At 40.3% G+C, this 12,229-nt stretch carries 13 protein-coding genes and 1 pseudogene; 8 read left to right on the top strand and 6 right to left on the bottom strand.

What is annotated here, in order from left to right; all coding sequences use genetic code 11:
• The 6 genes and pseudogenes from I6E24_RS02185 to I6E24_RS02160 form a co-directional block, all read right to left on the bottom strand.
• Positions 1-327 (bottom strand): annotated as a pseudogene (locus I6E24_RS02185) (CPBP family intramembrane glutamic endopeptidase); the annotation flags it as partial.
• A 22-nt stretch (positions 328-349) separates the two neighbouring features.
• Positions 350-1,522 carry a PDZ domain-containing protein gene (locus tag I6E24_RS02180; RefSeq protein ID WP_235325897.1) on the bottom strand — a complete coding sequence of 391 codons (1,173 nt, stop codon included), beginning with the start codon at positions 1,520-1,522 and terminating at the stop codon, positions 350-352.
• Between the two features lie 83 nt (positions 1,523-1,605).
• On the bottom strand, positions 1,606-2,565 hold the full coding sequence (locus I6E24_RS02175) for a hypothetical protein (protein ID WP_235325895.1): 960 nt from the start codon (positions 2,563-2,565) through the stop codon (positions 1,606-1,608).
• 221 nt (positions 2,566-2,786) lie between these two features.
• Positions 2,787-3,443 carry an ABC transporter ATP-binding protein gene (locus tag I6E24_RS02170; RefSeq protein ID WP_235325893.1) on the bottom strand — a complete coding sequence of 219 codons (657 nt, stop codon included), beginning with the start codon at positions 3,441-3,443 and terminating at the stop codon, positions 2,787-2,789.
• A complete protein-coding gene (locus I6E24_RS02165; RefSeq protein WP_235325891.1) occupies positions 3,434-4,375 on the bottom strand; it encodes a hypothetical protein in 942 nt (313 codons plus the stop codon). The genes I6E24_RS02170 and I6E24_RS02165 overlap by 10 nt, the downstream gene beginning before the upstream one ends.
• Positions 4,376-4,387: 12 nt before the next feature.
• Positions 4,388-4,993: a hypothetical protein gene (locus I6E24_RS02160; protein WP_235325889.1), complete on the bottom strand. Its 606-nt coding sequence runs from the start codon at positions 4,991-4,993 to the stop codon at positions 4,388-4,390.
• Between the two features lie 177 nt (positions 4,994-5,170).
• Between I6E24_RS02160 and I6E24_RS02155 the strand changes: the two genes are divergently transcribed.
• From I6E24_RS02155 to cobC, 8 genes are all read left to right on the top strand, one after another.
• Positions 5,171-6,493 carry a sensor histidine kinase gene (locus tag I6E24_RS02155; RefSeq protein WP_235325887.1) on the top strand — a complete coding sequence of 441 codons (1,323 nt, stop codon included), beginning with the start codon at positions 5,171-5,173 and terminating at the stop codon, positions 6,491-6,493.
• An 18-nt stretch (positions 6,494-6,511) separates the two neighbouring features.
• Positions 6,512-7,027 (top strand): PH domain-containing protein, encoded by a 516-nt coding sequence (locus tag I6E24_RS02150; protein WP_235325885.1) that lies wholly within the window; start codon positions 6,512-6,514, stop codon positions 7,025-7,027.
• Complete coding sequence (locus tag I6E24_RS02145) at positions 7,014-8,513, top strand: PH domain-containing protein (RefSeq protein WP_235325883.1); 1,500 nt, start codon at positions 7,014-7,016, stop codon at positions 8,511-8,513. The genes I6E24_RS02150 and I6E24_RS02145 overlap by 14 nt, the downstream gene beginning before the upstream one ends.
• A gap of 92 nt (positions 8,514-8,605) precedes the next feature.
• Positions 8,606-9,307 carry a response regulator transcription factor gene (locus tag I6E24_RS02140; RefSeq protein WP_204392035.1) on the top strand — a complete coding sequence of 234 codons (702 nt, stop codon included), beginning with the start codon at positions 8,606-8,608 and terminating at the stop codon, positions 9,305-9,307.
• Positions 9,308-9,326: 19 nt separating this feature from the next.
• Complete coding sequence (gene cobU, locus I6E24_RS02135) at positions 9,327-9,833, top strand: bifunctional adenosylcobinamide kinase/adenosylcobinamide-phosphate guanylyltransferase (RefSeq protein WP_235325881.1); 507 nt, start codon at positions 9,327-9,329, stop codon at positions 9,831-9,833.
• A gap of 14 nt (positions 9,834-9,847) precedes the next feature.
• Positions 9,848-10,888 carry a nicotinate-nucleotide--dimethylbenzimidazole phosphoribosyltransferase gene (cobT, locus tag I6E24_RS02130; protein WP_235325879.1) on the top strand — a complete coding sequence of 347 codons (1,041 nt, stop codon included), beginning with the start codon at positions 9,848-9,850 and terminating at the stop codon, positions 10,886-10,888.
• A 28-nt stretch (positions 10,889-10,916) separates the two neighbouring features.
• Positions 10,917-11,669 (top strand): adenosylcobinamide-GDP ribazoletransferase, encoded by a 753-nt coding sequence (locus I6E24_RS02125; protein ID WP_235325877.1) that lies wholly within the window; start codon positions 10,917-10,919, stop codon positions 11,667-11,669.
• A 13-nt stretch (positions 11,670-11,682) separates the two neighbouring features.
• Positions 11,683-12,228: an alpha-ribazole phosphatase gene (gene cobC, locus I6E24_RS02120; RefSeq protein ID WP_235325875.1), complete on the top strand. Its 546-nt coding sequence runs from the start codon at positions 11,683-11,685 to the stop codon at positions 12,226-12,228.
• The last annotated feature ends 1 nt before the right edge of the window (position 12,229 follow it).

Raw genomic sequence — 12,229 nt, 5'->3', positions numbered from 1 at the left:
TACTATAACAGTCCACAATATAATAATCTTAGAAAATTTTCTTAACTTATTATAAGAACACAGGCCAAGTTCGCTTAAAGGACGTCTGTCTATGATACAATGCAAAAACAAGACAACCAAAGACACCATTGAACAGGACAGTATAGCAGACAACAAATAATATTGGTCGTTTTCATAACCAGTTGAGCCCAATAAAGACAAAGTGCATTCCTCTGCTATCAAGGCTCCAAAAAAGAAACCCAAAATTAAAAGCAGCAAATCACCCCAAAGAGGTATTCTATTTTTCTTTTCAATATAACACATAAACATAACCTTTTTATCCTCCATTATTTATTCAACCAAAGACAAGTTAGATACTTATCCTTTTCCGCATGATAACAAATATCTTCCTTTCCCCATTACGCTCTATCTCCAAAGTAAGGCTCTTTGCTTGTCGGATATATGATTCTAATCTGCCGCTTGAAACGGACATTATGTCGAATTCGATTGCTCCTTTATCAATAGCAATAACCTTATCACCTAACATTAACCCTGCTTTTTCTGCCGGTCCATTTATTTCCAATGCCGTAACACAAATAGTATTGTTGCGGACATTAAGGCGTAAACCGAGTGAAGGCAGCCCGTCTTTAATGGGCTGAAGTGCCCCATCAGTACGTTTTTTGATATATAGATCTCCATTAGCAAGTATGAAATTGATCTTTCCGGCAAAGATGTTGCCAGCAACATTTCTGTCAATTGATGGTATGTAACTTAACGTACAGTCTGGTATGGCTATCCCATTACAAAACACGGTAATATCATGAAACTCCGCAATGGTATCGGTTAGCCCCTCTCTACGATAGTTGATATACATTCTCGGTGTTTGGCGTTTTCGTAGTGTCTCATAAACGTTCTTGTCTATTATGATGTCATAATTCGAACCTAAATCAAACATCACGTTCAAAGTATCGGTCTGTTCACTATACAGCTGTAAATCATTTACAGATTCCTTTGTAAGAGTGAATCCTTTACTCTCATGTTGCAACAACTGCTCATTGTCAAGTGCGAACATAACCATCTCATTATTATCCATATCAAATTTCCAACCTATGTTTTCCATGATGGCTCGTCCCAATACAGGTCTGTAAAGCGCATTATACATACCATTATCTTTCGGGACTGACGTGAAAATAACTCCTTCCAATTTTCCATTTCCAAGAGTGATATCATTCACTTTATATAGTTTTGAGAAGTAGGCTTGTTTGTAGAAGTTAAACGTTGGCATAGGCTTTCGCTTCCAGTATTCCGCTTCATATCGGTCAAGAACTTCTTGCTTGGCAAGCGAAGTAGATGCTTGTGTATCAAATAAGAGTGTATCAGTATATTGATCGTTTACTGTAGCAACGACTCCAAAACAACCGTTCGGATCACGGATTATCGGGAAGGTCTGGTGTAAATCTACACTTATATTTTCAACAGCTTTGCTTTGTTCTACATTGAAATTTCTAATCCAAAAGATTATGTAAACAAGATATATAAGCACACAAATAAATAGGATTGACAGTATGCGGAATAAATAGCGAAAATATTTTTTTATCATATAATTAGAATTTGTTTTTTGTTCAGTTATTCTCTCACTTTCAGATAGAGATCTTTATTCGGCTTGCCATGTTCATTAAGGGAATGATGTAATACAAAATTGCAATGGTGCATAAATTCGGCTCCGATATAGTTGGCATTCACAATGCGGCTGTTCACAATCTCGCAAGAATCAATCCGTGTTCCGGCAATCGTAACAGGGATCTTGAAAATAGAAAGTGTATCAGTTAATTCTTCTCCGTGCTTCGTGATTTCTTCTTTATAGTGGAAATGCGTTTTAAGCCGATCTGCAAGAGCGTTATTTATTTCTAATACTCCAGCATAACCCATATCGAGTGTAAAGCATACTTTATCATTTATTCCTTCAATATAAATCGGAATGGAATCTTCACGAAGACCTTGAGGATAATAAATCATACCTATAGTTTCCTTTGCCAACAGGTCTTTATTATTGGAATGAAAAAGTGTCATCATTCCAGTTTCTGTATCAAATTTCCATGTGCCGATAGCCAACATTTCAGTTCCGAAAATGCCTTCATCTATTACGTTGTATATTATATTATCCTTACTGATGCTGTTAAACATTGGTTCTTGTATGCATGCATCACCAAAAGAAATAGAAGTAAATGTATACAACTCAGGCGAATCTTTTTTCTGATAAGCATTGGTACTTTTAATAGGCAGATTTCCCCAGTATTCGCCACTATACGCATGGATGGAATCTTCTCGCATGAGACTCGTTGCTTGCGTGTCGATGCGGAGAGGTACTTTATATTTGCCGTTAATGACACAATCAATCAAAAACCACCCCTCTTCACTGTATTGAATTGGATATTGATAGCAAGCATTTTCCGGTAGAGTTGAACGGTAAGCAAGTGTATGTGAACTATAACGGACGAACGGATAAGCAAGCCAAGCAATTATTGCACTGATTAATACTATTAATATCGCCGTGATAATCAAATTACGTTTTGTCTTTTTCTTCATTGCTTTATTTTTTTATATAAATTCATTGAAAAGAATTATCTTTAAGTTGAGTAAACAGGGTAATTTGTCAATATATATTTTACAACAAATTCGCTATATTCACTATAATATGTTGCTACATAAAATCTATATTACATATAAGTTTTGCAAGATTAATGACTTATACTGCAAAGGTATGCGCTAGGAACAACAGTTTATGTTATCAATACGTTATCTTTAGGTTAATGTTTCCTGTTAAGAATATCCTGCTCAATCTCATCAATTGATGCCTGAATATATCTTTTCCGGATGGTATGATTATCCAGGAAATCAATCTCATCACACAGTTCGTGTAAGGTATTGATAAGATGCGATGATATTATGACAGTCTTCCCTTTGTCCTTCAGTTCGCGTATGATTCTTTTAAGTTGGATACATCCGTAAAGATCTACCCCGTTGAAAGGTTCGTCAAGGATGTACAGGTCATTATCCTGAAGGAGCAGGGACATAAGTGCAAGTTTCTTCTTCATCCCGGTGGAATAGTCTGAAGCGAATCTTTCCAATGGCAGTTGAAAGACTTTATTCAAGGAATCTATGGCTTTAGCGTCCATCTTCTTCCCTTTTGCCTTAACACAGAACTCAAGATACTCCTTTCCTGTGATAAGGGAGTAGAAGAAGCTTTCAGCCGGCATATAGCCAACGGCCATATTGGATGACTTCCTTATTTCACCGTCGTAATCGATTACTCCCATAATGCAATTGAAGAGTGTAGTTTTCCCGGCTCCGTTTTCTCCCACCAGTCCGTAGATTTTCCCGGATTCGTAAGAGACGGAAAGGTTGTCAAGCACTCTCGTCTTACCGTATGCCTTGCTCAAATCTTTTATATATATCAGTTCCATATATGTTTATATTTTTTCTTTACAGAAAGTGTAAGGCCTATATTCAAAGCTAAATAAAGTATCAGTACGACTGGGGTTATAATCGAAACTAAAAACAACGGCAACGGGAATAGCAGCCAATATATTCCCATTACTGTTTGTGTCTCAAAGGAGAATCTTGCCATGCCCATATTCAACTGGTATAACAATGTCGAAGAAAACAATACAAGACAGAAAAGTATAGCTTCTGTATCGTGTATCAGCACAAGAATAAGTACAATGAACGGGAACATGGTTATAAAGATATTCCTCAGCCCTGATTTGACCAGTATCAGCTGATACATTCCGAAACTGTTATAGACAGAGAGTTCATGCTTCGGTGGCGTCACCATATAAGCAGTTCCCTGAATAGCTCCCCACAGTATCAGGCATACTTTACAGAGATTGATATTGTCATGCAGTACTCCCATGAAAGACAGAAAGAGCAATACCGCATACGGTAGTACTTGTTTCCGGAACATCCTTCTATACAACAAATCCCCACAGTATAATAAGGGCATAGGCAGAATTATAGAATGAAACCTTACAGGGTGAATCCACGGCATAACTACCGCAATCAGTATGATAAGCGGTAAAGAAATGTAATTTGCAGCAATTATCCCCGAAGTAATAAACGGTAAACCGAGCAATAAATATTCTGCCGTAAACAATCTTTTGATTCCATGCATCTGTAAAGACAGAAACTCCTTGTCTTTTCTATTGTTATGATACAGCCAGAGCATAAGCAGATAACATACTGGCAATACCCATACACTCGTTACTTTCGTAAAAGCATAAAACAGTATGGCAGCAATACCGATAAGAAACAGACACCGGAACGGTCCGATACCTGCAAATAGACGCACAATCTGTTTTGAGCGTAGATTCATATAGAGTAATAAACCTTCTGTCATAATCTCGGATAGTTATTCTCTATCTGACTTATACCTGCACAAAGCCTGTCCGCTGTAACGGCGCAGTCTCCATACAAGACTGGTTTCATCAAAGAAGAAGACGATTGACAAAAGACCAAAGTAACATATAGAAATATCACCTATTATAAAACCTAACAGCAAAGGGATATATCCGCATACACAATGTGCAAGGATATTAGCTATACGGAAATGAATTATCCTCACATCTCCTTTATAAAAGAAACGTATGGTATGGTTTCGCTTATTATGTATTACTGCAAATTTACTATATGACCGAGGATTGATTATAATATAAACGATGGCCTGAATTAACCAGTTCAATAAAATACCACAAAGCACACTGGAAAATACGACATACCTGCCTTTACTGAAATAATTCTCTGAAGTTACATTCAGACTTTCAGTTCCATAAATGGCAGAAAACAGCCACATCATAACCGGCAGGATAATAATGAATGCCACTATTGCTTTTAGATTTATTCTTTTAGGTTCTGTGATGTCTATCATCACTTCCTCCCCTTCAGAGCCTCTTCCGTACAAAATCAATGTTCCTTTTCCGGATGACTGTCCGCTAAAATATTTTTTAAGTGCTTTCATGTCTATTGCATTTTTTCATTTTATTCTTTATCACACTGCAAATATAATGTGATACAATCAAATCATTCGTTATCCTTATGTTATCTTTAGGTTAATACTTCAATTTATGGTTTATATTAGCAATCATAATATTATATTTGCACTGAAAAACCATTAAAAAGTCATATAATATCATATATGGAGACTTCAAAACGTAAGAAAAACATATTATTCATCACCATACTGTCTGTCGTAGGACTTGTCGGGGCTATGGCTTTGCAGATGATATGGATATACAATTCGTATGAACTGATAAAAAACGACATTCTGAATGAAGGTTATGCTACCATTGAAAAAGCCTTGGAGGAAGAAGGAAATATGAGATTCGGACAAACTCCCAAAGGAACAAAAATCATGAGCGGACCTACAAACGACACCATTCCTCCAATGACATATTTTTATGAACGGCTTTCAGACATGGGATATCCGATGTCGTTGCACAATCTTGATTCCATTACTGCCGAATTATTAACCCAAAACGGATTAGGGAACCAATATTATATTGACATTATAAATTTAAAGACGGGAGAAAAGATAAACGGTATCGGCACCCAAAAAGAACCGTCCTTTATGGCTGTCAAACCCAAATACTTTCCTATCCGATCGGATTATACACAGGTTGTCCAGCTCATCATCACCAATCCTAATAAGACTTTTTTAGAGCGTATGGGCCTGATGCTTGCCGGTACATTCATCATCATGCTACTCGTAATCGTCTGCATCAGCTATCAGGTAAGATTCATTTCACGCTTCGAAAAGATTTTCCAGATTCGCGAAGACTTCTCATACGCCATGATACACGACATGAAAACTCCGCTTACTTCCATCATCATGGCGCTGAATTTCCTCAGAAGCGGAAAGCTTGACAACAGGCAGGAAATGAAGGACAAATATTTCGACATTGCCGAAAACGAGGCAGACCATCTGCTTGCCCTTACAAATAAAGTGCTGACAATCTCCAAGCTGGAAAACCATAAACTGGAGATGAACAGAACAGAAGTTGAGCTTATTCCTATAATAGAGAAACTGACCGAGAAGTTCAAGGCGAAATCGCAAAAGACAGTGAATTTCATTACAGAAATAAAAGCCGAAACTGCCTATGCCGACGCTGAATATCTGGAAGAGGTACTGAGCAACCTGATAGACAATTCCATAAAATATTCGGATGAAAGCGTGGAGATAAGAATAAGCACTGCTCAGGACGACAGATACACTATGCTGAAGATACGCGACAACGGATTCGGTATCTCAGAAAAAGACATTCATCTGATATTCCAGAAGTTTGAACGCGCGTCCGCAATAAAGCGTAGCCGCAAAAACGGCGCATCGGGCTTCGGACTCGGACTGAGCTTTGTCGATCAGGTGGTAAAGGCACATCACGGGAAGATATTTGTTAACAGCATTGAGGGTGAGTTTACCGAATTTATAATATATTTGCCTCTGACAGACAGTGAGGAATAAACCAAAATCAATAATAATATGACAAACAGACAATTGAACTTTGATAACATAGACAAGGTGGAGAACCTCATTTATACTCCGCTGGAAAAGAAATACCTGAAAGTACAGATAGTAAAAACAGTATTGGTTTATATCATCTTTATGGGACTCACACTTCTGCTCCTTCTGGCAGAGGAGTTCACCTGTCGTGTGGCAATGACAATCGGCATAGAATGTGTTTTCCTGACAGCTATGATTGTAAATCTTTTTCTACTTCCCAAGGCCTATGCCTACAAAGGATTCGCCATCCGCGAGCATGACATCACATACCGTTCAGGAATCATATTCCCTTCCGTAATTACGATTCCTTTCTGTAAGATACAGCAGGTCAGCGTACGCCAGAACCCGATAACACGCATTTTCGGGCTTTATGCCATTGACATCGTAAACGGTGCGCAGATGCTTGAAGCTACCAGCATTCCGGGACTGACTGAAGAGAAAGCAAACGATATTAAGGCACTTATAACAGAAAGCATAAGAAATGAAAATAAATGATTTCTCAATACCGCGCAGGATGAGCAAAAGCGCTTTCGTGATTTTCTTCGTGAAGGCTCTGAGAAGCTATGCAAGTCTTATCCTGATACTTTTCACTGTCAGGATATTCGATTCGTCCGATGAAACTTCTGTCATGGAATACATAATAATGCTTCTGTCCTATCTGGCAGGATTCATTGCCTTATCGCTGATAACCGCATTCCTAAGCTTCTATTTCAAGAAATATTACGTCGAGGACGGTAATCTGATTTTTATCCATGGTGTAATACAGCATGAAAGGACAAGCATCCCTCTGAATAAGATTCAGTCTTTACGTACCAAGAGCGGTCTCATCTATCGTATGCTTGATATGAAAGGCATCTCGTTCGACACGCTTGCATCGCGGACTGAAGAGATAGAACTCATCCTTGACGATGACGACTGGGATGCTCTGTTAAGCCGTGTGGAGATTCAGGAGAATACACAGGAGGAAGTGAAAGAGACAGTAGCTACGGAACAAGTGGCTACAGCAAACAGCAAGACCGTGAAACTGGAGGTAAGCAACCTGAATCTGATTAAAGGTGCTCTCTGCCAGAATCACCTGAAAGGCATGGCTGTGCTGTTCGGTGTGCTTGCCACGCTGTACAATCAGATAACTTCCGTCAACGATAAGGCTGCAAATTATTTCATTGACTATGTAGAGACACATGCCGATTCTTCAGCATTCTCTGTTACAGCTGTATTAACGGTCATCGTGATATTGTACTTAGTAATACTGATCTTGTGGATGGGAAAGGTTTTCCTGCAATACTTCAATATGGATATACGTATGGGCGAAAAACAGCTTTTCTTCGAAAGCGGACTGATTACGCGCAACAGCAGCCGGTTCTCATTCGACAAGGTATGTACACTTTACGTGAAAAGGAATATCATTGAAAACTGGTTGGGATGCTGCACTATAATGGTCAGGCAGGCACTGAATGCCACAGACGAAAAGAAAGGTGCCGACGTAAAGATTTACGGTTCGTCGCATGACGGAAACTTCCTGAGCTGGTGGCTTGGGAAAGACTATACATCCTCGCCCATTGTCATTTCTGCCCGCTCCGGTTATGGGTTGCTTGGCTACACCATAAGATTCGACATTCTGATTTCGCTGGCAGTAGCCATAGTCTTGTGCTATTACGGACAGTACATCTGGCTTTTTGCTCCCATAGCTTATATGCTGGTTTCGCTTGCCAAGGGATTTCTTGCTGTACGCAGAAGCCATATCACCCTCAAAGAGGACTATATGGAAATAAGCAACGGAAAGTTTGCCGAGATTTATAATTATGTGAAGTATGACAATATAGAGGTAGTACGTATGGGTTCCACTCCTTTCACACCATATTATCACAGGGTGAAACTGGTGATTTCCACCAATGGAACATCGTTCATCATAATGAATCTGAAAGAGCAGGAGGCAAAGGAGATATATGAGCTGTTGTTACTCAAGAGTCATAATGATTAAATCATATTTTCAGCTCTATTCAATTTTTATTTTACAAATAAACAGACAATACGATATTTTAAATATCTTTGTGTAGAAAAATCAGAAGAACAATGATAAAACTGTTATTAGTAGAAGACGACAAGAATCTTTCATACATAGTCCAAAGCGGACTACAGGATATAATTGGCGGATATGAGGTAATCACCGCTTTCAATGGCAAGGAAGGCTTGCAGGCATGGGAGGAGCATCATCCTGACATCATCATATCGGATATAGACATGCCGGTAATGGATGGTTTCGAAATGGTACGCCATATCAGGGAGACTGACGGCGACACCCCTATTCTTTTTGCCTCTGCACTTACATCGCCAAAGGACGTCAGAAAAGGTTATGACATTGGTGTGAACAACTACGTGAAGAAACCGTTCATCCCTGACGAGCTGGATGCCCATCTGCACGCTATACTGAAAATGAAGGAAGGCTCGAAAACACGCGATGAAAGCGGAATGTGCAAGTTCGGGAAATATACTCTTGATGCAGGACACGCTACGCTGCACAACAATGAATCTGGCAATAACACTACACTGACTGCAAGAGAGGCACAGGTTCTGCAACTGCTTGCCGAAAACAAAGACGAAGTGGTAAGAAGAGAGGTTATCCTGAACCGTTGCTGGGACAAGAATGATGATTATTTCGCTTCGAGAAGTCTTGATGTGTTCATCACAAAATTGCGAAAGCTGTTCGAAAACGACCCTCAGGTAGAGATCAAGACAGTAAGAGGTGTTGGACTTATGCTTACTGTAGGGCAGTAAGTATTATTTACAGAAAGCTATGAAAAAAATTATTCTAATAACCGGAGGACAACGCTCCGGCAAGAGTACATACGCTGAAAAGCTTGCACATCAGCTAACGGACAGGCCTGTCTATCTTGCCACAGCAAAGATATGGGATGAGGAGTTCCGCCAGCGCGTATTGCGCCATCAGCAAAATCGTGGTCCGGAATGGACTAATATAGAGGAAGAAATGGAACTAAGCAAGTACAATCTGGAAGGAAGGGTTATCGTGATAGACTGTATCACACTTTGGTGCACTAATTTCTTCTTCAAGCATCATGATGTCCAGAAAACACTGGACTCAATAAAAGCAGAGTTCGACAAATTTACCGTTCAGGACGCGACATTCATTTTCGTGACAAACGAGATAGGTCTTGGAGGAGTATCAGAGAATGAGATACAGCGCAAATTCACAGATGTCCAAGGATTTGCAAACCAGTATGTAGCTTCGAAAGCCGATGAAGTGATTTTCATGGTTTGTGGTATTCCAATGAAGATAAAATAAAAAATAATCAGAAAATGAAAGAGTTTAATATCAAACCAATACACGATCCGCAGTTTGAACTGGAAGTAATCGACAAAATAGACAATCTTACAAAACCAAAAGGTTCTTTGGGCCGACTAGAAGAGCTTGCCAAACAGATTTGCATGATCCAGCATACACTTTCTCCACGTTTAAGCAATCCATACAACATTCTGTTTGCCAGCGACCACGGTATAGTGGAAGAAGGAGTTAGCGTCTCTCCAAAAGAAATAACATGGCAGCAACTATATAATTTCCTGGATGGTGGTGCTGGAATAAACTTCCTGTGCCGACAGCATGGATTTGAACTGATGCTGGTAGATGCCGGAGTAGATTATGACCTGCCTTATGACCGTGGAATAATCAACATGAAGGTAAGAAAGAGTACCCGCAATTATCTTCATGAGGCGGCAATGACCAAAGAAGAAATGGAACTGTGCATAGAGAGAGGAGCTGAATGCGTGGAAATGGCCCATAACAAAGGATGCAACATAGTAAGCTTCGGCGAGATGGGTATAGCAAACACGTCAGCCTCATCGCTCTGGATGTCATCTTTCGCGAATATACCATTGAGGCAATGTATCGGTGCCGGAGCAGGACTGCATGCCAAAGGCATTGAGCACAAATATCAGGTCCTGAAACAGGCACAGGACAATTTCAAGGGAGAGCATACTGCCGAAGAAATCATTTGCCGGTTTGGAGGATACGAAATGGTAATGGCTGTAGGAGGAATGCTTAAAGCCGCCGAACTCAGGATGATTATTCTTGTTGACGGATTCATTATGAGTAACTGCATACTGGCAGCATCAAAACTTTATCCTGAAGTTTTGCAATACGCCATTTTCTGTCATCAGGGTGATGAAGCCGGTCACCGTATTCTGCTGGAACATCTCAAAGCATCACCGCTGCTTCATCTCAATCTTCGTCTGGGCGAAGGAAGCGGAGCCGTCTGCGCCTACCCTATAGTAGATTCTGCAGTCAGAATGCTGAATGAGATGGACTCATTCAAAAAAGCGTCTATAACAAAATACTTTTAAACTCTAAAGACTAAAAAAGACTATCGGAATGAATCAGATTCTTGCTGCTTTTATATTCTTCACCCGTCTGCCGTTCTGGAAAATCAAAAGCGTACCGGACGAATGTTTCAAACATGTAGTCAGCTATTGGAGTTTCAGCGGATGGCTCACGGGCGGTATCATGGCGATATGTTTCTGGGGTGTCAGCCAGATACTTCCGGTCTCAATAGCGGTAATAGCGGCGCTTACAGTCCGTCTTCTCATAACCGGAGCATTGCATGAAGACGGACTTGCCGATTTCTTCGACGGCTTTGGAGGCGGAAGAGACAGGGAGAGCACTCTCAGAATTATGAAAGACTCCCATATCGGTACATACGGTGTCCTGGGATTAATCATATACTATCTTCTGGGGTACCAGCTCCTGAGTTCCATAAATCCGTCATACACTCCGTTTATACTGCTATGCTGCGATTCTTACTGTAAATTCGTATGCAGTCATATACTATGGCTGCTGCCTTACGCCCGTAAAGAAGAAGAAGAAAGCAAAGCAAAGGTTATATACTCAAGACAAAACTATAAGGAAGAAACAGCATCAGCCATCGGAGGACTGCTTCCGCTTGTATTCATGCCTCACAGTTTCTTCATAACACTGCCGGTTCCGATACTGGTATTTATCTATATACAACACCTGTTGCGAAAACGATTGGGTGGATATACAGGCGATTGTTGCGGAGCGTCATTTCTGATATGTGAACTGTCAATGTGGTTCTCCATTGCAATAGTTTCAGGATTGATCCGATAAAAACCTAAATACGATGAGTACAGGAAAAAAGAAGAAAATAGTATGGGTGAGACATACCGCCCCGGATGTAATCCCGGGAACATGTTACGGCCAGACTGATGTACCGTTAAAAGCTTCATTTGAAGAAGAGGCATTAAGATGCGCCGGACAGCTAAAGAAATACTCATTCCAGAAAGCATATACCAGTCCACTCTCACGCTGCACACGGCTTGCCGGGTTCTGCGGCTTCAAGGAAGCTGTCCATGACCCGCGGCTTATGGAGATGAATTTCGGCAACTGGGAGATGAAGCGTTATGACGAGATAGACGATCCATATCTGTCCCGGTGGTTAGACGACTACCTCCATCTTCCCGCACCTAACGGCGAATCTCTGGAGATGCAATATTCCAGGATATCATCCTTTATTGATGACATTCTTAAAAAGGAAGAAAACGAAATCGTAGTTTTCTCCCACGGCGGAAGCATAGTATGTGCTATGATTTATGCCGGTATGGCAACATTCGAGAACGGATTCAGCAAACAGCCCTCTTACGGTGAAATCGTAGAAACGGAGTTCTGAT

Origin of the sequence: Bacteroides caecigallinarum, from assembly GCF_021530995.1 — a bacterium.
GTDB lineage: Bacteria > Bacteroidota > Bacteroidia > Bacteroidales > Bacteroidaceae > Phocaeicola > Phocaeicola faecigallinarum.
This window is presented reverse-complemented; position numbering and strand designations above follow the sequence as displayed.